General features: G+C 40.7%; 27 protein-coding genes. 8 read left to right on the top strand and 19 right to left on the bottom strand.

From position 1 onward, the window contains the following. Window positions 1–184: 184 nt before the first annotated feature. Complete coding sequence (locus tag COD92_RS25215) at window positions 185–415, bottom strand: hypothetical protein (protein WP_098532410.1); 231 nt, start codon at window positions 413–415, stop codon at window positions 185–187. Window positions 416–553: 138 nt separating this feature from the next. On the opposite strand from COD92_RS25215, the gene pdaB reads away from it, so the two are divergent. Next, a complete protein-coding gene (gene pdaB, locus COD92_RS25210) occupies window positions 554–1,306 on the top strand; it encodes a polysaccharide deacetylase family sporulation protein PdaB (RefSeq protein ID WP_098532411.1) in 753 nt (250 codons plus the stop codon). Window positions 1,307–1,331: 25 nt separating this feature from the next. Here the strand turns inward: pdaB and COD92_RS25205 are convergent, their stop codons facing one another. Further along, window positions 1,332–2,021 (bottom strand): KinB-signaling pathway activation protein, encoded by a 690-nt coding sequence (locus COD92_RS25205; protein WP_098996627.1) that lies wholly within the window; start codon window positions 2,019–2,021, stop codon window positions 1,332–1,334. A 150-nt stretch (window positions 2,022–2,171) separates the two neighbouring features. Between COD92_RS25205 and gerD the strand changes: the two genes are divergently transcribed. Continuing rightward, complete coding sequence (gene gerD / locus COD92_RS25200; protein WP_176541394.1) at window positions 2,172–2,729, top strand: spore germination lipoprotein GerD; 558 nt, start codon at window positions 2,172–2,174, stop codon at window positions 2,727–2,729. A gap of 131 nt (window positions 2,730–2,860) precedes the next feature. Here gerD and COD92_RS25195 read toward each other — a convergent pair whose 3' ends face one another. From COD92_RS25195 to COD92_RS25185, 3 genes are all read right to left on the bottom strand, one after another. Further along, window positions 2,861–3,913, bottom strand: a complete 1,053-nt coding sequence (locus COD92_RS25195) for a P-loop NTPase (protein WP_098532367.1) — start codon at window positions 3,911–3,913, stop codon at window positions 2,861–2,863. A gap of 144 nt (window positions 3,914–4,057) precedes the next feature. Then, window positions 4,058–4,780: an N-acetylmuramoyl-L-alanine amidase CwlD gene (gene cwlD, locus COD92_RS25190; protein WP_098532366.1), complete on the bottom strand. Its 723-nt coding sequence runs from the start codon at window positions 4,778–4,780 to the stop codon at window positions 4,058–4,060. A 152-nt stretch (window positions 4,781–4,932) separates the two neighbouring features. Continuing rightward, window positions 4,933–5,376: a YbaK family protein gene (locus tag COD92_RS25185; protein WP_098532365.1), complete on the bottom strand. Its 444-nt coding sequence runs from the start codon at window positions 5,374–5,376 to the stop codon at window positions 4,933–4,935. A gap of 188 nt (window positions 5,377–5,564) precedes the next feature. On the opposite strand from COD92_RS25185, the gene COD92_RS25180 reads away from it, so the two are divergent. Genes COD92_RS25180 through COD92_RS25170 form a run of 3 tightly spaced genes read left to right on the top strand, consistent with a single transcriptional unit; the run spans window position 5,565 to window position 9,205 of the window. Then, entirely contained in the window at window positions 5,565–7,040 is a 1,476-nt protein-coding gene (locus COD92_RS25180) for a spore germination protein (protein WP_098532364.1), read from the top strand. 18 nt (window positions 7,041–7,058) lie between these two features. Next, the gene (locus tag COD92_RS25175; RefSeq protein WP_098532363.1) at window positions 7,059–8,147 is read left to right on the top strand and encodes a GerAB/ArcD/ProY family transporter; all 1,089 of its coding nucleotides are present in this window, start codon (window positions 7,059–7,061) and stop codon (window positions 8,145–8,147) included. Next, on the top strand, window positions 8,144–9,205 hold the full coding sequence (locus COD92_RS25170) for a Ger(x)C family spore germination protein (RefSeq protein ID WP_098532362.1): 1,062 nt from the start codon (window positions 8,144–8,146) through the stop codon (window positions 9,203–9,205). Before COD92_RS25175 ends, COD92_RS25170 begins: the two co-directional genes overlap by 4 nt. A 46-nt stretch (window positions 9,206–9,251) precedes the next feature. Here the strand turns inward: COD92_RS25170 and COD92_RS25165 are convergent, their stop codons facing one another. Continuing rightward, complete coding sequence (locus COD92_RS25165; protein WP_098996626.1) at window positions 9,252–9,734, bottom strand: staygreen family protein; 483 nt, start codon at window positions 9,732–9,734, stop codon at window positions 9,252–9,254. 248 nt (window positions 9,735–9,982) lie between these two features. Here COD92_RS25165 and COD92_RS25160 point away from each other — a divergent pair, with 248 nt between their 5' ends. Continuing rightward, on the top strand, window positions 9,983–10,381 hold the full coding sequence (locus tag COD92_RS25160) for a hypothetical protein (RefSeq protein ID WP_098532360.1): 399 nt from the start codon (window positions 9,983–9,985) through the stop codon (window positions 10,379–10,381). A 17-nt stretch (window positions 10,382–10,398) separates the two neighbouring features. Here the strand turns inward: COD92_RS25160 and COD92_RS25155 are convergent, their stop codons facing one another. Next, window positions 10,399–10,908, bottom strand: a complete 510-nt coding sequence (locus tag COD92_RS25155; RefSeq protein WP_098996625.1) for a hypothetical protein — start codon at window positions 10,906–10,908, stop codon at window positions 10,399–10,401. A gap of 201 nt (window positions 10,909–11,109) precedes the next feature. On the opposite strand from COD92_RS25155, the gene COD92_RS25150 reads away from it, so the two are divergent. Together COD92_RS25150 and COD92_RS25145 are read left to right on the top strand one after the other, a co-directional pair. Then, window positions 11,110–11,310 carry a hypothetical protein gene (locus tag COD92_RS25150; RefSeq protein ID WP_098996624.1) on the top strand — a complete coding sequence of 67 codons (201 nt, stop codon included), beginning with the start codon at window positions 11,110–11,112 and terminating at the stop codon, window positions 11,308–11,310. A gap of 2 nt (window positions 11,311–11,312) precedes the next feature. Next, entirely contained in the window at window positions 11,313–11,567 is a 255-nt protein-coding gene (locus COD92_RS25145) for a hypothetical protein (protein WP_098996623.1), read from the top strand. Window positions 11,568–11,630: 63 nt separating this feature from the next. Here COD92_RS25145 and COD92_RS25140 read toward each other — a convergent pair whose 3' ends face one another. From COD92_RS25140 to pqqA, 12 genes are all read right to left on the bottom strand, one after another. Next, the gene (locus COD92_RS25140; protein WP_098532356.1) at window positions 11,631–11,885 is read right to left on the bottom strand and encodes a hypothetical protein; all 255 of its coding nucleotides are present in this window, start codon (window positions 11,883–11,885) and stop codon (window positions 11,631–11,633) included. Window positions 11,886–12,137: 252 nt separating this feature from the next. Beyond that, window positions 12,138–13,724, bottom strand: a complete 1,587-nt coding sequence (locus tag COD92_RS25135; RefSeq protein WP_098996622.1) for a SagB family peptide dehydrogenase — start codon at window positions 13,722–13,724, stop codon at window positions 12,138–12,140. A gap of 21 nt (window positions 13,725–13,745) precedes the next feature. Next, entirely contained in the window at window positions 13,746–15,689 is a 1,944-nt protein-coding gene (locus COD92_RS25130) for a TOMM precursor leader peptide-binding protein (protein ID WP_098996621.1), read from the bottom strand. Continuing rightward, a complete protein-coding gene (locus tag COD92_RS25125) occupies window positions 15,689–17,650 on the bottom strand; it encodes a putative thiazole-containing bacteriocin maturation protein (RefSeq protein WP_098996620.1) in 1,962 nt (653 codons plus the stop codon). The genes COD92_RS25130 and COD92_RS25125 overlap by 1 nt, the downstream gene beginning before the upstream one ends. Before the next feature lie 169 nt (window positions 17,651–17,819). Continuing rightward, a complete protein-coding gene (locus tag COD92_RS25120; protein ID WP_098996619.1) occupies window positions 17,820–18,122 on the bottom strand; it encodes a heterocycloanthracin/sonorensin family bacteriocin in 303 nt (100 codons plus the stop codon). A 374-nt stretch (window positions 18,123–18,496) separates the two neighbouring features. Then, the gene (locus COD92_RS25115; protein ID WP_098996618.1) at window positions 18,497–19,750 is read right to left on the bottom strand and encodes an MFS transporter; all 1,254 of its coding nucleotides are present in this window, start codon (window positions 19,748–19,750) and stop codon (window positions 18,497–18,499) included. 382 nt (window positions 19,751–20,132) lie between these two features. Further along, on the bottom strand, window positions 20,133–21,275 hold the full coding sequence (pqqE, locus tag COD92_RS25110; protein WP_098532350.1) for a pyrroloquinoline quinone biosynthesis protein PqqE: 1,143 nt from the start codon (window positions 21,273–21,275) through the stop codon (window positions 20,133–20,135). Continuing rightward, window positions 21,256–21,594, bottom strand: coding sequence for a pyrroloquinoline quinone biosynthesis peptide chaperone PqqD (gene pqqD, locus COD92_RS25105; protein ID WP_255286792.1), 339 nt, complete (start codon window positions 21,592–21,594; stop codon window positions 21,256–21,258). Before pqqD ends, pqqE begins: the two co-directional genes overlap by 20 nt. Window positions 21,595–21,615: 21 nt before the next feature. After that, complete coding sequence (gene pqqC / locus COD92_RS25100) at window positions 21,616–22,353, bottom strand: pyrroloquinoline-quinone synthase PqqC (RefSeq protein ID WP_098532349.1); 738 nt, start codon at window positions 22,351–22,353, stop codon at window positions 21,616–21,618. A gap of 2 nt (window positions 22,354–22,355) precedes the next feature. Further along, entirely contained in the window at window positions 22,356–23,282 is a 927-nt protein-coding gene (gene pqqB, locus COD92_RS25095) for a pyrroloquinoline quinone biosynthesis protein PqqB (RefSeq protein ID WP_255286791.1), read from the bottom strand. Further along, entirely contained in the window at window positions 23,278–23,517 is a 240-nt protein-coding gene (locus COD92_RS25090; protein ID WP_098532347.1) for a hypothetical protein, read from the bottom strand. Before COD92_RS25090 ends, pqqB begins: the two co-directional genes overlap by 5 nt. Window positions 23,518–23,572: 55 nt before the next feature. Further along, entirely contained in the window at window positions 23,573–23,647 is a 75-nt protein-coding gene (gene pqqA / locus COD92_RS33470; RefSeq protein ID WP_368731454.1) for a pyrroloquinoline quinone precursor peptide PqqA, read from the bottom strand. Between the last annotated feature and the right edge of the window lie 460 nt (window positions 23,648–24,107).

Below are 24,107 nucleotides of genomic sequence, written 5' to 3'. Positions count from 1 at the left end.
TTTGTTTGTTTAGTTTTCAAGGAACAACCTTGCATACCGCTAAAAGCGACTTTTATAATATATCATCTGCAATCAGCAAAGTCAATAACTTTTTTTGAAGTTTTTTTCACTGTCAGCAGCGACGTTTATTAATATAACAAGATAATCATTATATGTCAACGTGTTTTTCAAAAAAAATTAAGTATTAACCCTTTTTTCGGTCCTTATTGCCTCTACGAATATATTTTAAACATTCTTGGGGAGATGCAACCCGCTTAAATAAGGTAAAAAGAATCTTATATCTTTCCTCCATCGATCTCTTTACAATATGATCAATTCGGTCATCTTTTAAATCAAATAAAATTTCATCCATCTCTCTTTTAATAAGGTATTCCATTTCTTTTACTTCTTTTTCATTAATTAGAAGTCCAAACATTGAAAAACCTCCAGCGAAATATCTAGTTATAGTAGTCTTTTCCAAATTTAGAAATTTTATAATCAAAAAGTTTAATCATATTATCAAAATTCAAAGCATAAGTTGAGACAAGGATGGTATTGGACGAGGTGGAAAAGGATGAATTTCTTTTTTGTATTAAACGGTAAGGCGTTAAAAAATGTATCACTAATTTTCATCGCTGCTTTTTTCACAGCTTGGTTCCTCTACATGGAAAACCTAGTACAGATTCCTGTCTTTTCAACAAAGGATAGCACGAATGCGATTTATCGCGGTGAAAAGGATCTAGCCCTCACATTTAACATTGGCTGGGGGGATGAAAAAGCAGAGCCCATTTTAGATGTGTTAAAGAAGGAGAACGTTAGTTCAGCAACTTTCTTCCTAGCTGGTTCTTGGGCAGAGCGTCACCCTGACATTGTCAACCGCATCGTGAAAGAAGGCTATGAAATTGGGATTCTTGGCTACGATTATGTTGATTACCTTGATGTAGAGGATGCTAAAATTGCAAAAGATATTTCGAAAGCTCAAGAAGTGTTCACCAAGTTAAATGTAAAGGACATCAAGCTTGTACGGGCACCGACGGGTCATTTTGATGAGCGTACATTAAAAATTGCTAAGCGATATGGCTATACAGTTGTTCATTGGAAGGTAGACTCAAAGGATTGGCAAAATCCTGGGGTAGAAAAAATAGTTGAAAATGTAAGGAAGGCCGATGATGGGGATATTGTCCTACTCCATGCTTCCGATTCAGCAAAGCAAACAGCTAAAGCACTGCCGCTGATTCTTGCTGATATCCGACAAAAAGGACTAAAGCTTGTATCGGTATCAGAGATGATTGCTAACGGAGAAGTCCATTCTAAAGAAATCAATTAAACACTTAAGACTAAAACCGCCCATATTACATGGACGGTTTTTTTGACATTCTTTTATTTTTATTCGTATTTTTCATTTTAGGATTGATTTGCTCCGCTCTTTTTTGTCTCTCTTGTACGGACTGAGCGTTTAATTTATGAAGAACTAATATTTGATAGGCATTACAGGCTAGTAAAGAAACCATCATGAGATAGAACCAATTCTTTTCATTCTCACGCAGGACCGGAACCCATTCAACTAATGTTGCGACAATCATAAAAAATAACGCTGGGATAAAGGCTCCTCGATTTGTTTGCTTCACTTTATACCAAGCTACGACAAGAGCCACAGCTAATAGAAGAAGTGCCGGTCCAAAATAAGGAAGAATAGAATCCCCTGCTTTTGCAAAGTTCTCATAACGCAGGTAGACTAAATCGAATAAACCAAACAGAATGAGAACAACTTGAACAGAATTCCATAGGGATACGGACTTAAAAATCCCTAATCCAAACCGATGAATTGTTAAATATGAAAAGAAGCCCATTTGGCTGATTACACTAAATAGAAATCCCATAACAATTAGCCAAATTAACGTGGATAAAATATTAATAATTTGAAAATGAGTAAAGTAAGGCTGAAATTCATCCCAGCGAATGATAAAACCCACAATAGCTGTCGTGACCCCGCCAACTAATAATGTGGACATAAATAGTCTAACCCAATTACGGCTTGTCACACTTCAAACCTCCAGAATACTAAAAATTATTTCATACTGATTGTACCAATCAAAATGTGAAAAATCCATAATTTCATTTTTTCAGGCGAATAATCTCGCTTTAATTTCTCATCCTAAAATTAAGGATTTATATGTGAAAGGAGCTTGAAAATGAGAATAAACAGTATTTTGCTCCTCCTACCCATCATGTTGTTCCTAGCCAGTTGCTCTGGTAGTAATGACTTAAGCGGTACTGGGCAAATCGACTATGACCAGACTAAAAAAATGGTGGTTGATATCCTTAAAACCGATGATGGTAAGAAGGCAATTCAAGATGTAATGACCTCTGATGCGATGAAGGAAAAGCTTGTAATGGATCAAAAGGTTGTTGCGGACACCATTCAAACGACTTTGACATCAGATAAAGCCATTGATTTTTGGAAGAAAGCATTTAGCGATCCTGCTTTTGCCCAGGGGGTTGCTAAAAACATGAAAAATGAAAATAAGGCCTTATTAAAGGAGTTAATGAATGACCCTCAGTATAGAACCATGATGGTTCAAGTTTTTAAAGAGCCTGAAATTCAAAAACAAATGACGGATGCTTTAAAAACTAAAGAATACAGGGACTATCTTCAAGATGTGATTACAGAAACAATTAATAGCCCGCTTTATAAAGCTAAAATACAAGAATTACTGTTAAAGGCTGCAGAGGAAGAATCAAAAAAATGATTAGATTAGTTACAAGAACAAAAGCGCAAGCGCCTTGAACAGCCCCGACAAGCATAAGACGNNCGAAAATTTTATAATTTCCTCAACGATAGAAAAAAAGCCTCTTCCAATTAAGGTAGAGGCTTTTTTTCTTATTTTTTCAACAGCCCAGTTACTTTTTCAGCAATTTCCAAATAAATTTTTCCGATTTGATGATCTTCTTGGTAAACAGATGGTGCAAAATCTTCATCATTCCAATCAGGCTGGTTCAACGGCAAGCGTCCAAGAAGAACCGTATTTAATTCTTCTGCAAGCTTGTCTCCTCCACCGCGGCCAAAAACATATTCCTTTTCGCCGGTTAGCTTACTTTCAAAGTATGCCATATTTTCAATCACTCCAAGTACCTCATGCTCTGTTCTTAGTGCCATAGCACCTGCTCGAGCTGCCACAAACGCAGCTGTTGGATGTGGTGTCGTAACGATAATTTCCTTACAAGAAGGCAGCATGGTATGAACGTCTAAAGCAACGTCCCCAGTACCAGGAGGCAAATCTAATAATAAATAATCAAGTTCTCCCCATTCTACTTCACTGAAGAAACTATTCAACATCTTACCTAACATCGGACCACGCCAAATAATAGGAGCATTGTCTTCTACGAAGAAGCCCATAGAAATAACTTGAACCCCAAATCTGTTCACAGGGATAATCTTTTCGCCGCGTACAACAGGCCGATTTGTAATACCCATCATATCAGGTACGCTAAATCCGTAGATATCAGCATCAATTAGCCCAACCTTTTTGCCTAACCGTGCTAAGGCCACAGCAAGGTTAACGGAAACCGTTGATTTACCTACGCCTCCTTTACCGCTGGCAATTGCAATGAAGGTTGTATTTTTTGAATTAAGCAGGTTTTGGTCCTGCTCTGGTTCTGCATTGCGATGTTGTGCTAAGACTTCTTCTGGCAGCTCAGCAAATCGGATTCCAACTGTAGCCGCACCTGCTTCTTTTAAGACACTAACAATTTGTGTTTGGAGTTGAAGCTGTTCGCTTGTCCCTGTTTTCGCAATCAACACCTTAACACTAACATGGTTCTTTTCTTCTTTAATTTTAATTTCCTCAATAGCGTTTAATTCAGCTAATGGTTTATGTAAAAAGGGCTCTTTGAGGGCGCCCAGAACTTCACGGACATTATTCTCTGTTAACATAAAATGCACCTCACCTATGAATTCTTTTCCATTTTCAGTATACCATAACCGAGACGAGAAACAGTTAATTCAATCACACGTTTATGCGAATCTAAAGTCTGTTTTACTCCTTGCATAAAAAATCGGAAGATGCTTCCATCTCCCTTAATCAGTTTCTTTTAATTCCTTTTCATTTGTAAAGTAACGCAGGATTCCGTTGTTTATAGAAGCGGACACTTTTTCTTGATAGGACTCCTTTTTTAGGAGCGCCTTTTCCCTTGGATTGGAAAGAAATCCCACCTCTACTAGAACACCTGGCTTTTTCGCATTTTTCAAGATATACACTTGATTGATGGGCTTGGCTTTACGTTCAGTGTTTTCTAGGTTTCTCCGGAGCTCTTCTTGGATAAACTTTGCCGCCCGGGCGTTTTCCTTATGATGTGGAGCATAAAAGGTTTGAGCACCACTCCATCTAGAGGATGGAATCGCATTTAAATGAATACTGACGAATAGATCAATATCTGTTTTATTTATCATTTTTAATCTTTTTTTTAGGTCCTCTACCTTCCTGCGGCTGTAGCCCCTTGTATCAGGGTCGGCTAAATCCTCATCTTTTTCCCTTGTCATAATTACAAGAGCCCCTTGCTGTTGTAGGTAGTCACGAACATTTTTGGTGATTTCTAAGGCAATATCCTTTTCAAGTGTCTCGCCCGTTCCTGCCCCGCCATCGGGGCCTCCATGACCTGCATCCAACAAGATTATTTTTCCTGATAAGGGAAGATTCCAGGTTTTCCATGAATTATTTTCACTAAAATCATGCTGTAGTATAAAAAATAACACGATTAATCCTGTAATAAAGCTAATAATCTTTAATCTGCGCTTAGCCACCCATATCCTCCTTCCCGCTCGTCCCTGTTCAGTTAACTATATGGGACAAGGGGAAGTTTTAGAACCCCAAAAAGCACCCTTTAAGCAGTGTACATAGAAGCTCTTTAAAAAGGAATTGAGCAGCATGAACCATTGCAGGATGCTTTTTGGGTTTAATGTAATCTCAGCTTATGTCGTCTTTGCCCTTTTTCATAGCCCTCTTTCCACCAGACAAAGATATATTGTTCGCATAAATAGTATAGCGACTCACTCATAGTGCCTTCTTGGCCATTTCCCCAATAAAGCAGAAAATTGTAAAGTGTATCAATCAGATGTTTTTCTTCTCTAAAACACCGTTTTCGAACATCCTCAAGATTATCACCATAATAGCCAAACTTACTGAATTTAGCCCCCAAGAGGAATGCCTCAAGGGCGACATCATAACAAGCTTCTTCTATTCCTGAATTCATCACAAAGCTATTGGCAAGGCTTGTGGAACCGAAATATTGTTTTACTCTTTCTTTCAATGTATTAATCGATAAATCCCTCAGCACTGAACGTTCATATTTAATCTGCTTTTCACGTCGTTTTTCTTTAAAGGTTGTTATAACTGTCACTTCTTTTCACCTCTTAGGACTATTCTTTATCCCTTAGGTCTAAGAAATGCAAAGTCCTCATTTCCAATTTTTAATATCACTTATTGGGCAAAGATGCAAACCTTAAATAACTTCTTAACCGCTAATTCATACTCTTTCCAAAATAGGGAAACGATAATTGTAGGCTGAAAAGGACGGTGCAATTATAGATGGGTTGGTTTTCAAAACAAGATAAAGTGCTTGAAAGAGAAACATTGGAAAAAACTCTCAAGCGCTCAAATGATTTTAAAAAAGTCTCTTATATTAATGAACCCACTAATAAACAGTTCTCTTTTTGGTTTATTTCAACTCTTATTGATGAAAATATTTTACAGGAGAATGTCCTGCCCTATTTATTGGAGAAGCCGTTTGAAAAAATTGAAGATGTAAAGAAAATTATTGCCCTCGCTGATGTACAAATTAGCAATAATCCAAGCGAGATTGAACAGAAATTGTTCAATGGTTATGCCCTTTTAACATTAGAATCTGACAGCCATCATTTTGTTTTTTTAGCGGTACAGAAGGAACTCGTCCGAAGCATTTCACCTCCAGAGGTTGAATTTAGTGTAATCGGACCAAAAGAGGCTTTTGTTGAATCGATCAATCAAAATGTAAACTTGATTCGCAAACGCCTTCCTGTCAAAGAATTAATTGTCCAAGAACTAACTGTTGGATCGCTATCAAAAACGAAGGTATCTATCTTATATCTTGAGGGTATTGTGGATCCCGCAAACGTCAAAACCGTTATGGAGAGGCTTAAAAATATTAAATTTGATGCGATTACCGATAGTTCATATATCGTTCAGCTAATATCCGATAATAAAAACTCACCTTTTCCACAGCTTTTGGATACCGAGCGGCCGGATAGGGTTACGGCCATTTTAGCAGAGGGAAAAATTGCTATATTCGTCGACGGTTCACCACACGCCTTGATTACGCCGACTACTCTCGTTGAATTTTTCAGCTCATTTGAGGATTACTTTTTAAATTGGATGTTATCCTCTTTTTTCCGGTTAATTCGGCTTTTCGCAGTCGCCTTTTCAATTTTAGTCACACCTATATATGTAGCAGCATTATCCTACCATTATGAATTAATACCAACAGACTTAATGAACACTTTAGTCACCTCTCGGAGAGATATACCGCTTCCTCCTATTTTAGAGGCACTCTTTTTGGAGCTGACCATTGAACTGCTAAGGGAAGCAGGAGCCCGTCTGCCTACTAAGGTAGGACAGACAATTGGTATCGTAGGAGGTATTGTCATTGGAACTGCATCGGTTGAGGCTGGATTAACTAGTAATGTTCTCCTTATCATTGTAGCACTTGCGGCATTGGCATCTTTTACAACACCCGTTTATAAAATGGGTAATGCCATTCGACTGCTCCGATTTCCATTTCTGTTTTTTGCCGAGCTTTGGGGACTGCTTGGTATTGTCTTATGTTTTTGTTTCTTAATGACCCATTTATTACGGCTAACTTCCTTAAACAGGCCTTTTTTGGAACCTTTATATCCACCAAGAATGACAGACCTTAAGGATTCCCTAATTAGGCTGCCGTTTAGCAAACAATCCTTACGTCCACAAACACTTAGGACAAAAAAACCTGTTCGTTATCCCCACAATAAAAAAGGAGATATTGACGAATAGGACAGTGGAGGAAGTTCTATGGAACCATTAGTACCTGAAAAGGCAAAAATATCACCTTTTTTAGTTTTTTTTCTAGTCCATACCATGCAGGTTGGTATTGGTATCTTAGGCTTTCAGCGTGTAATTGCTCTAACCGCAGGATATGACGCCTGGATCTCGGTCATTATTGCCGGATTAAGTATACATGTCATTCTATGGATGATGTATAGGATCCTTGATACAGTAAACGGTGATATAATGTCGGCCCATTCCTATGTTTTTGGCAAAAAAGTGGGCCGTCTTATCACTCTGCCTTTTGTACTTTACTTTTTATGTGTGGCCTTAACCACGCTGCGGACATTTATTGAAGTGGTTCAAGTATGGATGTTCCAGGATATGAGTACATTTTGGTATGCTTTCGCTTTCTGTGTGCTAGCAATCTATATTATTTTTGGAGGTTTTCGCATTGTTACAGGCATAGCTTTTTTTGGAGTGGTTCTTCCCTCATACTTAATTTTTACATTTTTCTTCACCTTCCCCTATGCCGATTTAAGAAATTTACTTCCGGTCTTTGATCACTCTATCAAAGATTTAGTTAAAGCTGCCTATCAAATGTCACTTACCTATCTCGGTTATGAGATACTGTTATTCTTTTATCCTTTTATCAAAGATCCGCAAAAGTCAAAGAAATGGGCTCATTGGGGTGTCCTCTGTACCACCATTCTTTATACGGCCATAACCATTACAACCTTTTCTTATTTTTCTGAAGGGCAGCTGCAGAAACATATCTGGGCCACCTTGACGATTTGGAAAGTGGTCGAGATGCCTTTTGTAGAGAGATTTGAATACATCGGGATTGCCAACTGGAATATTATCATTCTGCCTAATTTTTGTATTGCCCTTTGGTGTGGAAGCCGTATTTTAAAGCGAGCTGTCCATTTGAAGCAGAAATATGGAGTTCTTTTATTAACAATGATTGTTTTATTTACGATAAATTTTTTTAAAACACGTGAGCAAATTAACACCCTAATTGACTACACAGGCAAGATTTCTTTTTTCCTTAATTATGTTTACATCCCTTTGTTGTTTTTTCTTGTATTGATTGTTAAGAAGGTGAAAAAAGAATGAAAATACTAATTTCTCTTCTCATTCTATCTACCATACTTGTCGGTTGTATACAAAAGGAGATCGTGGATGATGTCAATCTAGAGACTGGAGCCGCTTATGATTATACAGATGGTAAAATACTCGGTACCGCGTTAGTTCCCGTCTATTTATCGGATAAAACAGTGGAAAACAAAACCTTTTCGTCTTCATCCAATTTAAGCAGGGACTTTTTGAGAGATGTACAACGTCAATCTTCTGATCCACTTGTAACAGGGAGTCTTAAAGTGGTCCTTTTTGGTGAACGGCTTGCGAAAGAAAAAGGAATTTTAGACTTAATTGATTCCTTCCAACGTGACCCCAGTATTGGTGCAAGATTATACCTGGCTGTGACTGAAGGTGAATCAAAGGCTGTCATTAACGGTTCCTATGGAGAAAGAGGAAATGCTATTTACCTGTCCAATCTTATCCGCCATAATATGAAATCAAAAGACGTCCCTAAAACGGACCTGCAGCGTTTTTTGTTTGACTTTAACCAAAAAGGAAAGACACCTTATCTTCCTCGGATAAAAAAATTAAACAAAAAAGCTGTAGAGATTAGCGGTCTTAGTTTTTTTCGATATGGTCTTGTGCTCGATACCATTCCGCCTGACAAAATGTTCTACTTTAAGCTGCTAGTAGACAAATATAGTAAAGGGACCTTAAAAGTGAATCTTGGTAATGATGCTGCTGCCATTGAAAGTATTCGTTCTAATTACAAAATGCGTCTTGCTTCGAGAGATCCTTTAAAGGTTAATATCAACATTAGTGTAAAGGCGATATTAAATGAATACTCAGGTACCCGTGTGACACCAAATAAAATTAAAAAGATTGAGAAAAAATTAGAAGAGGAAATTGAAGTCGAATGTCTAAAATTGACCAAAAGATTTCAATCAAAAAATATTGACCCTGTGGGATTCGGACATTTTATTAAAAGTAAGACAAGAAAGTTTAATTATAATAAGTGGGAAACAGCTTATCAGAATCTAAAAGTGACCGTACAAGCAAATGTAACCATTACCGAATCGGGGGTCATTGATTAAACACGCACTAAAAACTCCCGGTCCTAGAACCGGGAGTTTTTAAACCTTAAACTTTTTTGCAACCTTTCCCTTGGCTTATATATTGGCGTGGTGTACCATAGGAAATCGTCTGCCTATATTCTGGATAAATGGATTCATAATTGATAAAGATGGGGGCATCAAGAAGGGTGGGATAGTTAGCGAAAAACGGACAGTCTCCATACACCATTCCTTTTACTGCCGTATCCATTTCTTTTTCGAACATATGAAAACGAATGTCTGATGTGTTTTTACCGAACTCCCCTCCGTCTACATACACCTTACCCACTAAAATTAAACGCCCCTGCTGGTCTAATATCCACTCTGCCAGCACTTCATCCCTCAGTTTCAAGTTAATGGACTTATAGTTAATTAAATAGCCAATATCTAAAAATAACTCAGCAGTGATGTCAGAATGGGTAAGCGTGTATTTCCTTCCCTCTATTGGTTGGGTAAAAGTAGCAGGAGGAATCAGGTTCACTGATAATTTATTTGGATTAAAACCAGACATAAATACCTCCCTATTGATAATCTTGAAGTTTCGAACGTCATGTCGAATGTGGGAAAAAAAAAGATTTATCCATTCCCAATAAGGTTCTAATAATCATTTACCAATGTCACCATATATTTAATAAAGGGTTAAATAAATCTTGTTTTCAGTTTACAGTTAATTAATATCGACTGTTCTTAAAATAAAATCCGAATTTCCCATTTATTCTTTTTATCCCCCTGTACCGCCCCTGTTAAAGGAGGGAAGCTATGTTTAGATTTTTTTCATTGAGAAATAAACTGAAAGAAAAGGAAGCGGAAAATAAAATAAGCTCTAATATTATGACAAAATTAGATCGAATAATTGAGTTACTTGAACAGCAGCAAAAAGAAAAAGGTGTGAGAAATATCCATTTCGATACCGTTCAAATAGAACATTTAGAAAATATCGTCTTCCGGTTAGACAATATTGAAATTGATCAATTAAGCGGAAAATTAATTATAGGTAATAATATCAGCACTACAAATGACATAGCTGAGGCACTTAATTTACAGGTTGACCCAAAGAATGCAAAAAAAGAAACCATGTCTGATAAATCCAAATCGTCAAATCAAAAAAATATAATAAAAACTACAAAAGGATTTCGTTTCCATTATGATTCGAAATAAAACTTTTCAAATCCGTATTAATTTTCTTTATCTATTTTCGCTATTTTAATATCCCGATCATCAATAATTGCATCTATAAAGTCTTGGTCATTATTTATATTTAAATTATTTAACAACTGATTTTTATTTCCATTTAAGGTACCTTGTGAAGAGTTACCTTTTTGATTGGAATCCATCCCATTTACATGAGCTTTTCCAAGGAATACTGAGCTGTTTTGTTCCAGTTTATTGACATTTAAACTTTCCATAGTAAGGTTTGTCGTATTTGTATCACCTGGATTCTCAAAAGAAATATTGATATCACGATCATCGATAGGTGTATCTACTAAGTCAGGGTCATTTAAAATAGAAATATTATGAAGCAAAAGATTAGATTGACCACTAATATTTCCAATCACACTATTTTCTTTACCGTGAGCACTCCAGCCAATAGCAACATTTCTATCTCCAATAAAAATACCAGATTGTCTTTGCATCGTTTGGATATGAATATCACCTGTAAATTTAATATTTGAGGACTTTAACATCCATAGTCACCACAATTTCTTCATTAGGTTATTTTACTTTATGTTAATGAAATTAGTCTGGTGCCCTTAATTAAATAACAGTGTCATCCGCCCATTGATTGCATAGACTATGGTAGTAAATTGAGCGCTTTACGGGATGACTATAACGTCTAAAGCTTTATAAGCGTTCTTAAAGCCCTCTAGGAAAAGGAGAGCCCAATAATGATCAATTTGACCTTAGGAAATATATCTATAACGAGTATCGGTCATTCATCAGGATTTTTCATTGGTGAAAAAAATACACATAAGAAATTTCGTTCAAATAAAATCGTTAACGACGTAGTAGGAGTAGTATCAGGAGATGAAAATTTGGTAATTGACAACGTATGGCTTAATAATAAGAAAAAAGGGAGGAGTGAATAATCGTGGCTTCGCCTATTTTATCGCCAACCTTTCATATTGGTACAATTAAAATCGGAACTATTGAAGGTGCTTCAGCTTTTAGTATAGGAAACAATTTTATCGAGGATTTTAAAAATAGCAAAAAACACAACCAAGGCTTGGGCAATATTCATGGTGATCGGAACAACCTTGCCCATATGACTGCCTCATTAACGAATCATGAGCAGGAAGCAACAGACAATTTGGAACAAAAAAAGAGTATTGCAAAAAACCCTTGATTAATCAGAGGGTTTATTGTTTTGTTTATTGTTTTGTTTATTGTAAGATACCAATCATAGATTCTATATATTACCTCCTCCTCCAATATTAGGCTTAAGGTCTTGATCAAAGATAACTCCATCTAACATTTCAAAGCTATCTGCAATATTATTTAAATTCCCTGTAGTTATGTTATTAACACCGTAGACACCGCCCATGCCTAAATTATACTTCCTGTTAGCATCCATGCCATTCACAACTCCTTCGCCAACAAAAACCGCCGAGCTTGGTTGAAGAGAATTTATGTTCATAATACCTAAATTAATAACTGAAGGCACTCTAATTCCTCCTATTCTCCCTGTACTGTGTAAACTATCTTATGTTTAAACAATAATCCATGTGAAGAAATAACCTAAATGCCAGATTTATTAATGGATATGACACTCTCAATTTCATGAACAGTTTAATTTGAGGTATAATTTAACTTTTAGGTAAAAAAAGACCCCTAACCAATATGGTTAAGCGCCTTGGATATTCTTAGTAATCAATTAGAGTTTATAAAGTAAAGAAACCCAGTCAAATGGTTTCTCCTAGCTATTCACCCCCCCTTGTAACCAGGCACGAGGATGGTATGGACCGACTGGAATTTGGATAAGACTTGTTTTTTCGTTCGAATTGATCCTGTAAAGTTCATCACACTGGTTCGCATCAAATCCTAATAGTGGGTGCCCCCCCATCCCTAATGCACATGATTCCAAAAGCAGTCGTTGCAGGAGTATTCCCGCTTCCATTTGTTGAATACGGTATCCTCTATATCCCAATTCCGTTTTGAGGTGGTCCTTGTCGCCCACAATATGCAGTACCAGCGGAACTTGATAAAGATTTACAGTGGGCATTGTTAATCCATACTGTAAAAACTCCCGAAAATCCCCTTCGGTTATTCTCCTAAGTGCATGAGCGCTTTTGTCATAAGCGTAAGCACCATTCGGAACTCCCTCCACATTATAAAAACTGCCGTACAAATAGACACGAGCTTCAGCATTATCCTGTGTGTCATGAAGGTCATTCTGATACGATAAGGAAAATGTTTCTTTTAACAAAGTGGATAATTGCGTCTGACTGATCTTACCTATCATAAAATCAAAATTAGGGGAACGCCTCTCCCTGCAAACGGAGGCAAGATCATACGATAGGCGCTCGGTAAATGGAAGCATGATTGCCTCCATGCCTAAGGCAGGTTTTACACGATTATCGTTTCTTATTTTTGAAAATGAACTTGTTGTTTCCAGCATCGATGCTTCATTCATTTTTCTCAGCATCGGATAATCGATAACTCTCTTTGATCGATTATAGGTCTCATGGAATAGAGATGGAACTCCCTGGGACAATTGTGTATCAGAAACAATTTCTTCACCATTATTATCCTTGTAAACACAATTGATAGATGGATGAATGGAGAGTGGGATAATCGCATATACGCTTTCATCCTGTTCGGTTAGTCCAAGTAAATGATTGATAGACCGATCAAGAAATTGATAGCATACACGTGAGGAGAATCCCATCTGATTAGCCACTTCTAACGCTTGCCCTATTAAAACACCAGCGTCTAATCCCTGGAGCCTATAAGAAAAATTATTATATTTGTAGAAGTTTTTCCAAAAAACGGTCGAGACAAAAACAGTACAGAAACAATCGGACAGCTCACAGCTATTTCCAATACTTGTGGATAAGTAAAAATCGTGATTTCCTTCCCGCAGCAAAAGGAGGCGGTGATGCGCCACATCGTAATGGTAAATTCCCGTCGGTACGTCCTCAAGCTTTATATACACGTATAATTCATTGGGGTACAATGCCCCTCCAGAGGGAACAAATCTTCGTAATAACTGGGCATAGCTCACATCGGCTTTTTCACCGGTGTCCTCGAAGTAGGCGGTTTGAGCGTATTGAGTAAGTCCATATACATACCATAAGAAATGCCCAAGTTCCTCTAGTGCAGGTTCTGCATGAGCTTTTCTTCCCTTGAGAGTTAACGGTACATCTCCGGATAGGGAGATCTCTGGCAAGCCGCGGTAGAGTTTATAGGGAAGCGGTGCGTCCTCCCAATCCACTTGCCAATCTGGAGGAGCAACTTTATCCGTATCAAAGTGAAGATGATGCAGAAATGTTTCAAGATCCACTCTTACACCTCCTATTTATCATTATGGGAATGGGTGAGGATATGGATTAAGCTGTCCATATGATAACGGCTGTTTGACAAATCCAAGTTTCATCGGCACTTGAAGGACCCTTTCCAGCCCTTGAACACGGGTAAGGTGATGTCCGAATGTCATCGGCAGCATACCAGGAATTAATACCTTAACACAGAATAATCCGTTCCGTTTGGTTATTGGAGTTGTTTGGTCCACCACAATGACCTCGAGGTCTAATTGTCGGAACCTATGAAGAATAGTTTGAAGATCATCCTTCAAATCGGTATACTCCGGAGGCTGTTTGAATTCCTCCGCAAACGTTCGTAATGGACGATTATCCTGTAATAAAAAGTTCAACCGTTCCTCTGCTTCCGGCAGACCGTAAAGCAGGCCATGGTCTTCCATATTACGGACTGCAAATGGATCTTTTAGCATTTCTTCATATTTTTGCAGATTTTCCTCCAATATTTTGTCATGCCTAACCATCATTCCAGCAAGCTCATAAATCGAGCTCTTTACGGCTCTTACAGGATCAGGATTAGCTCCTGCCGCGCAAATAAGGTTCACACCCTTTGATCTTCTGTTTTTTGCCACTGCCCAAACACTGGGAATTCCATGTTCCATGGTCGAATTGTAAAAATAAACGTCATACCCCTGAACCTCACGTATCCTATCAACCATCAGCTCTAATTCTTTATCGTTTGCTGAACGGAGATCAAGAGGCGGGATAGACAGCTGTGCATACCACGTTATCAAGAAGGAATCCCTCTCTACGATCTCCATAATGCCATGGAATATGGCTTCCTCCATACTTCCTCCTAATGCACATCCGTTGGAGGTTTCATAAACAAAGCCCTCCCCATTAATGCCCAAACTGTAATAGGCGAGTAACTCCGGAACCAGTATAGGACGTTCTTGTAAAAACGAATAACCCCAGACCCAATTCATCGGGGCATCAGGATGAAACGGTTTAAACGGAAAATGAAGCTTTGCATATTGTTCCTGATCATGTAAACCGACTCTAGCCGGATTTAATGCAAAATCCTTTAAATGGCGATAACTATCACGCACTTTCTTCCTTTTACCTTGAGGCTCAATTCCGCAATATCGCTCCAACCCCTCCAAAATGGCTGTTAACTCACTTATTTCATAAGAATTAGAACGGCCAGCTACTCCCTCGTCAGCCCCAAACAACGGCATGTTAACCAAAACATCGGCAAATGGCAGCCTGAGATCCTCCATTTTTCCATTCATGATGCCGGTGCGATCGTCCAGATAGTCTTTGACCAACACTGTTTTCAGTTCATCCATCGAGCGGCAGCGATAACCAGTACCATTTAATTTAGGGCTGGACTCTAACCTAATTTGAGCTAACTCTGGTGTGTCTTCAGGTAATGGACTGCAAATCGAGCACAATGGATCAGGTAAGAAAACGTGACTGGAGATAGTTAACGTTCTCAGATTGGTAATGAACATCCGTTCTTCCAAGGGAGAGGACTCTCCTTGAAGAACTTTCTTCACTTCGTTACTGATGAAGTTTGCCATTTGCGATAGTCCCGTTCTTGAAGCCCATGCATCACGCTGGATACCCGCCCCTGTTGTCAAGCTTCTCTTAATCTCCCACATTTCATAGCGGTCAGGGCCGGCAATCAAGCGTCGTTTGTCAGCACAGAGAGAACATCCCGGTCTGTCGTGCCGTACTAATGGACCTATGATCCCCTCACCGAACGAAACGAAACCTCGAAGCCAAGGGATACCAGCTGTCCTAAATCTCTCTTCCGCTTTTTGATGAAGAGATGGATGCCAAGCATCGCTAAGCACCAGGGCTAATTCTGTTTCTTCGGGAATCTCTTCGAAAATGCCTTGACGTCTTACTAGATAGTTGGTAGACAATTGATCGCAGACATAATCCGCTAATAAACCGTCTCCAGTAATGAGAATATGGGCAGTCATTAGGAATCCCCCTCTCGTACCTGCACACCATACACCCCTGCCAGCTCTTGTTTTAAAAAAGGCTCAATCGAGAGGTCATAGACAAAGAGCTTTTTGCCGCTTCTTTTCAAGACATGTATGGAAGATTGTAATAGCTCTAATTGTGTCATGTCATCACAAGAGATGATTTCGAGTTTGGTTTCCTCTTTTTCCAGATAAATCATAGACTCCTTCTCTTGCCTAACGACAGAATTCACCCGATTTTGAGCATCCAATAATGCTTGCTGCAATGTATTTTGTAATGCCAATGTTGTGTTTAAACCTGTCCCTGTGTACCAACAGCCATTTGATCTTACCCATACAATAGGGAAGCCTAATACATCTTCTTTTAAACCAATGGTCGGAGCACCGTTCAAGGTGGTTAGGGCATGTAAATAAAATCTGCATCTTTTATCTTCTATGGCTCCAATTGACACACGAAAAACCTTATTCGGGTGGTCCTCCTGTCTTTTTTTCAATTTTTCATCCAGGTAGGCTTGCAGCCCTCGACAAACAGCTTCTGCAGTTGTTTCTCCTGAACCAATGCCAAGAAACCCACCTGGAAGATTAACATCCACTTTATTTGTCTGATTAAGGAAGCCAAAACTACCGGAATCTATCATTTTGGAAACATACATTTCAATGCCCTTTAGACCGGCATTCCTTCTTGCTTCTTCATGTGTCAGCCCCGAACAGATAACTTTCGGCAGCAGTTTTGCCGGTCCCTCTGACACTGGATCAACGGCCTGAACATAGCATTGGGAAAGAGGAAGCTGTATCAAATTCCGTTCCTCCCAGGTATGGAAAATACCTATTTCTTTTGAAGTTAAGCGGCTGAAATATTCCAAAAGCAATCCCTGCTGTTCATTCCTGTCTGCTTCTTGTTTAAGTTTTACATCAAGATCTTCAACCTGTTCAGGTGTTAGCTTTATAGACATTACCGATGGATGTGGGATGAATGAAAGCCAGTCTCCTTCTAACGTTTCGAGGTCAAGCATGTAAATCTGATTACTTTGGTTTGAATCTGCTATTCCTGTAACCTTCTTGAAAAATTCGAATGCAGAGACATTTGCCAAAACCGCTCCTGAAGTGGAAGAGAAGCCCAGAGGCTGCCTATCTTCTTGTACCGAAGATTGATGAATTCTGCGCCATGCAGACTCGAAGCATCCCTCTGATTCTGGATGGGTTAACGGGCCAGAGAACCCAACTCCTTCTAAATAGATGGCGGGAAGAAATGCCTTCTTTTCTTCTTTGCAAAATTGATTTAGATTCCTTAATTCATTTACATTTCCATCCTGAGAGACATACAGAATCCAATCATAGGGCTGAACTGCATCTTTCCAAACATCTTTTCCCGCCCCTTTAGGATAGGGTACTTCCACCATCTCGACATCGGAATCTATTTTCCTCGCATTCTGCACAAGCAAATTAAGCCGCTGCCTATTGGTCGGAACCGTATCTGTGACCATGACATTTAATTTAGGCAGCCCCGAATCCAATAATGCAGAAACCAACGATACAAGGATAGGTCCAGAGCCCACAGCCAAGACGCTAGCCTGACGATACTTTTGAAAATGGTATGCACCTGATTCGACAAAGTTCTCGATAAATTCAATTTGTGAAGCATACTTTTCTAGAACTTGACGATTTAATTCATGGGGAATATCTTTGCTTACATCTCGAACAAATCCATTATTGTACAACGTTTCTCCGATTTCATATACCCTGTCACGGTACGCTCCCGTTAACCCCTCCGTCAAATCTCCCAATGTTTGCTCCCCATTGAACATTGGCAGCAATTTCTCAATCCACGGATAAATGGTTTTGCCTTCCATTCGGAAGGAACTTACGTTATTCCTAAAATAGACACCCCCCTTTTGATCCGGAAGAAAAAATGTATCCCTTTTGGCCTTCAATCGTGAGGACGAGGTAAGTTTTATCATTCAGCGCCTCCTTATTCCTTATCGTTACAACTTATGCACTATCAGTTTATGTATGATTTTTTGTCCAATATGATAAACATAGTAAAGAAGTGCCCCCGCGGCACAAGCCGGTGCGGGAGCACTTTTTTCATAGCACAATCTCTCTTCCTGTAATTACCAATAGACAAGATTAAATAAAACCGATGCCAAAGCCAAAGCAACTAAAGCCAATGCCAACGCAACTAAAGCCGAAGCAGCCGCCACATCCGCCGCAACCACCGCAACCACCGCAACCGAAACAGCCGCCGCAGCGAAAGCCCCCACAACGAAAGCCGCCGCAGTGAAAACCGCCGCAATGAAAACCGCCGCAACGAAAGCCTCCACAGCGCCCCCACATGCGCGAATCCTGGAATTGTGGAGCGAATGAAACTACCTCACCAGCTTGAAAAGGGTCCAATGCCAACCCTTGCAGTTCATTTTGAAAATTTTGCATTTTTATTTCCTCCCCTTTGTATTTAATCACCAGGTGAAACAGAAACCTGACAAGAGAGTATAAGTTCATTTGTCAATTTTGTGTAAAAGAAATTTCTAGTGCTGATGTACTCTCTTCAACAAAATATGGTTTTTTCTGGGGCGTTGTTACTAATGTAAAAGCCTATTTTACTTTGAAGGTCTAAAGGAATGCTGCTTGTTTGCAGAAGATCACTTAAGGAGGACTCTATAAAAATACAACTGTGATGAAGGTACATTAGTACAAATCACTGCTTTCTAGTCAAATAAAATATAGGCACGTGTATATCCCTTGGGCACAAAAAAAGACCCCAACTTAGTGGTTGGGTGTCTTTGAATGTCCGCAGGATTTTAACCCTAAAACTCTCGACCCGATGAAGCATGCGATTTCATGCGAATATCGTAAGAAGAAAATAGTCTGCCGTATAAATAAGCAAAACTGAGTTGTAGACATGAGGCTATGTAAAAAGGCAGGGACAGGGAACCCAATCCAAAAAGATAGCCTGAAATATACGGCCCAATGGAGGTGGGCAGCCTCATTGAAAAAAGATTGATGCTTGACGCAAAGCCGCTCCGCTGGTTACGTGTTAAACTCACACTCAGCGCCTGCTGTGCCCCCTGCGTACCTCGATTTAAAGCCGTTCGAAGCATATAAATGACAGAAACGAGTGCGTACGATGATAGTAAGGGCATCAAAATCAAAAGCAGACTTCCGATAAAACGGATGAAAACAATGGAACGGATTGTCCCATGTTTATTAGATAATCTTGCTTGTAAAATGGAGGTAACTCCGGTCGCGAAGAAAGTAACAGCCAATGTGCTGCCAATTTGAGCATGGCTTGCCCCAAATTTAGCCGAAAACCAATAGGACATCATCGGCCCGGTCAGCCCGATGGCAATCCCATTAAGTATGTTAATGGCTGCAAGCTTTAATACCGCTGCATTTTCTTCATGCAAGATTTTCTTTTCTTCATTCCTCCGTCCCTCTTTTTTGTTTCCTTGGCGGTTTTCGACTTCTCCTCCTTGAATGGTTAAAATGATGGAGGCTGTGATCAACGATGCAACGAGAATATAACAGAATAGAAGGTGATGAGGAGATACCCCCGTTTTCAAAAAGGATGCAGCCCCCGCTAGCACTGCTCCTGCCCCCATTCCGAAAAAACTGAGAGCATTATTCAAACTGTATACTCTGCCGCGTTCTGCTGTTGGGACAAAGGATGCCAGCCAGGCCTGCTCTGCAGGGGCGCATGGACTGGGTGAACCCGCGTCTGCTTTTCCAAATCCGGAAAGTGTAATCGCAATAGACAATAAAATTGGGTTAGCGGTTAATATCCCGACCAGTGCACATCCGGCGGTAACTAGTTCAGAAATAAGGACAAACGGTTTTCTGCCAAGCCTGTCACTATAAACACCTATAAAGGGTGCAAGGACAACACCGAGCAATCCTCCTACAGCAAGCACACTGCCAATCGCTGCCGTGCTCCACCCCAGCGCATCGAGATACAAAGCCAATTCCACTACCATCATGCCTTGTCCAATACTTCGAATAAAATTTACCAGCATGAGCCGCTTGACCACTGGATGAATTTGACCAATTCCTGTAAACTTCATTTTGATCACTACCTTTTCACTTTTATAGGTAATATTTAGGTTACCCAGTTTCTACATAAAAGGGTGCCATTTCTCAATTTCCTTTATTCATAGGCATAAGCACAACAAAGTTAACCGTGGCATAACATGTTTACATGGGATTTATGGTAAATTAGGGGGTAAGCTTAAGGACCGGAAAGGGAAGGATTCGATATGGCATGTAAATGGAAGGGACTTATTCAAAAATTTAAAACGAAATATTTATAATTCTGTATTTGGCTTACTGTCACACGGAAGCCCTATGGTATGCCAACGCCTTTTCACTATTGATTGAACAAGTCGAAAAAAAAAATGGTGCTAGAGGGTATGTACGTGTCCCCTGCAGCACCACTTTGGCAAACGCCTATTTTTTTAATAACCGTTTTATTGCAGATCGGTCCTGAGAATACCTCCGATAGATTAGGGGTGATGATGATTCAACCGGTTTGTTGTTGGCATCCTGTACAGCTTTTTCAATTAAATGATGTTCTGGTGCCCATTGGCAGACTGGGTCCGTCGCATAAGCATCTCCCGTTAAGGCAAAAGCCTGACAGCGGCACCCTCCTCCATCCTGGTGCCTCAAATCACAGCTGAGACAAGCTTTAGGCATACCTTCTTCCCCCCGGAAACGGTTAAAAGATTCTGATTCATACCAAATATATCCTAGCGATGACTTACGGACATTTTCAAAGGATAACCCTTTTATTATCCCGGCGGTTGGACACGGAAGGGCAATTCCATTCGGCGCTACCGTTAGACCAACAGCTCCCCATCCCCCCATGCAAGGCTTGGGTGCAGATGCATAATAATCAGGAATAACCCAAATAATTTCCATTTTCCGCTTCAGTCGTGCTTTAGCGGCTTCATAGACTGCACTTGCACGCTCAATCTGGTCCCTGCTTGGCAGCAGTTTCTCCCGATTCAGCAGCGCCCAGTTATAATACTGGGTGTTCGCCAGCTCCAACCGCTCGGCTCCCATTTCTTCCGCAAGCTGAATGATCTCATCCACGTGATCAAGATTCATTCGGTGTAACACCACATTTAATGACAAATGCATTTCTGCCTGTTTTACAGCATTGACTGCTTCCCGTTTTTTCTCAAAGGCTTTGTATCCGCCGATAAGATTGGAAAGCTTCGCTTCTGCAGCTTGAAAGCTCACCTGCACATTTGCTAGACCGGCTTCCTTAAGCCGAATCGCTTTTTCCGCTGTTAAGCCAATGCCGCTTGTAATGAGATTGCCATACATCTCTAATGCAGCAGCGTGGCGGATAAGGGGTTCCAGGTCATCCCGCAAAAGCGGTTCGCCGCCTGAAAAATGAACTTCTACCACTCCCAATTCGGCGGCCTCGGACAAGACCCGGATCCATTCCTCCGTTGAAAGTTCCATGGCTTCCTTAGCCATTTCAATAGGGTTTGAACAATAGGGACAATTCAAAGGACAGCGATGGGTTAACTCAGCAAGCAGCGAATAAGGGGGTTGAACCGCACTATGGCTCTTCGTTTTCATGCTTGACCACCACCCATCCCTGATCCGCCATCTCCTGTAAAAATCCGGAAATGTCAGCCTCCATTGTTTTCGAATCGGGCAAGGCACCCGAACTCCTTGTTTCTGAGCCTGCCATTAGAGAAGTCCTGATGTATTCAGTGATGGTGTTTACGGTCCGGCTCCCGTCGCATAAACGAAGGATCGATGCTGCAGTTTCGTTTAGGACTACAACCTTTTCCGGTAGCAAAAGGAGATGTTTTTCTCTCACCTTATCAAATTTTAATCGCGCCTTTGCAGCGAGTTTTGGAAGACTGCCAGCTACAAAAATAGACTCCACCACCAATCATTTATTCTTCCTATTTTACGGTTTAGGGGGATAGGCCTTTTCGATCGCATCAAGCTGTGCCCATAATACGTCACATTTGAACCGCAAGGCGTTGACAGCCCGCTGCTGTGCTTCCGGTGTTCGACATTGGGTTAAAACAAGTCTGAGGGCCACATCCGAATCACAAGGCGCCTGAGTCAAGCGGCTTTGAAAATAATCAAGCCCTGAACGGTCAATCCAAGGATACAGCTGCTCAAAAACTTTTATCCTTTTTGAGATAAGGTCAGGCGAAAACAATTCCGTCAACGAGGAGGCAACAGCTTCAATCCACGGTTTTGTCCGGGCGAAGTTCACATAGGCATCCACAGCAAATCGAACGCCCGGGACAACATGCTCCTCCCGTATGACTTCTTCCCGAGACAATCCTACCGCTTCTCCCAGCCGCAGCCATGCTTCAATACCGCCATCTTCTCCACGCCTTCCGTCATGATCAAGAATACGGCCAATCCACTCTCGCCTCATTTCCCTTGACGGCAGATTGGACAGGATGGCTGCATCTTTAATTGGGACTGATTTCTGGTAGTAGTATCGGTTGGCCACCCAGCCACGGATCTGTTCTTTGCTTAAGTTTCCTTGGTGCATTACTATATGAAATGGATGTTTGTCATGATAGGAAGAACGCCCTACATTCCTTAGCCGCCCCGTGAATTCATCCGCCGACCAAAGCTCTTCCCTTTTTTTATCACGGCTAACCAACCCTTTTTGCTCCAGCATCATCACACCTCCATTTCCATGCCATCATAGGCAACTTCAATACCAAGCTGCTCCAATGTATACCTCTCCACTGAGTCCTTTTTCAAAATAGGGTTGCTGTTGTTAATGTGGATTAGAATTTTTCTCTCTGCCGGGAAAGAGGCTAATAACTCCAAGGTGCCTGATGGTCCGCTAATCGGTAAATGGCCCATACTTCTTGCGTCACGAGCGGCTGCACCCATCCCGGTTAATTCATCTTCCGACCAAAAAGTTCCATCTACCATCAGGATATCGGCTTTCTTTAAACAAGCTTCTATAGCCGGAGTGATTTTTTCTAATGTAGGAAAGAAAGCAATACACCTGCCCGAATCCTCATTATGAAGAACCAGTCCAACCTCCCAAAAATCTTCTTGACAGTCCAGCTCCTGGGGCGACCTGGCATAGAGCGGCGGTTTTTTCGAAACGGGAACCGTCTCAACGATGATGGTTCCTTCTGTTCCTTCATGTAATGGTCCCACCCTTTGCCGAATGCCTGGATCAAGAGACTGCCATTCCCATGAGCAATAGTTTTTTAGCATTGGAAACACCGGAAAAGCGGATTGCAAGCAGCTTCGTACCATCTTGGTCCCATAAATCGTCATACTGGAGCCCTCCCGCAGTGACAATAGCCCGATCGTATGGTCAAGCTCCGCATCGGTTAAAAAAACACCGGCAAGAGGGGTCTCTCTTATGCCTGGACCTGCATTTAGTGAAGCAAACGATTCAATTTGCCTAAGAATATCCGGTCCTGCATTGATGAGGTACCAGTCCTTTTCATTGGCAGTTACCGCAAGCGAAGATTGTAATAATGGCCGAAGTGAAGCGTTTCCTGAGCGGACTGCCCGACAGTTGGGACAGGCACAGTTCCACTGCGGAAAGCCTCCTCCGGCCGCCGCTCCTAATACTCTAATTCGAATTTGGTTTCAGTCCTTTCCCTTCGATGCGGGCATTGTTTTTTTCAATATTCTGCGGTTTTCCAAATAACCTGCCAACCTGCCAACCTATCGCCATATTCACCACAGCCATCAGGATAAATAGCAAATAGTCCCCTATTGGATCAGGAAGCAGGAGATCGACAAGCAGCCAGCCACCTGCTGTAGCACCCCCGATCATCACACCCATCACTGATTTTAAGTAACGATTCATTTGGCACACCCTCCGTGTTTTGGTTAAAATCATAACAAGAGGCAAGCAGTCTGCGCTACTTGCCGATGTAGGAATACATCGTCACCTCGCAAGAAGTGTTGATTACTTCGTACTCAGGCTTTATCCACATGTGATCCCCCCCTTTCATGACACTTTCAATAATGGTTATTTTTTAAAGGAGTGTCTGATTTTATCTTTCAAAACTATCTTATGTCGGAGGAAACGCCAAAATAACTAGATTTTCAACTTGAAGTTGTCCAAAAGTAAGCCCGTGTTTTGCAAAATACTGCAAAAAAGGACAAGCTTGGAGGCACACACTCCTTAAAGTCTAAGAAAAGCGCAAGCGCCTTGGTCAGCCCCGATATAGGGCGACTTGTCGACTGGCCAGCGAAAGCAGGGTCAAAGACTAGTCGCCCTTAATGCGTACAGAAAGCGATAGCTTTCTGTAGCCAAGCACAAGACGAGCTGGCCGAAAGGTTGCTCTTTAACCTTTTGGACGGATTGACCTAAATGTGGAGGCGACTGCCCTGGGACTCTTGGCTAAGACGGCCCCTGTAAGAAGGCGCATTATGCCTTCTTCAGGGGATGGC

The organism is Bacillus sp. AFS037270 (genome assembly GCF_002585305.1).
This window is presented reverse-complemented; position numbering and strand designations above follow the sequence as displayed.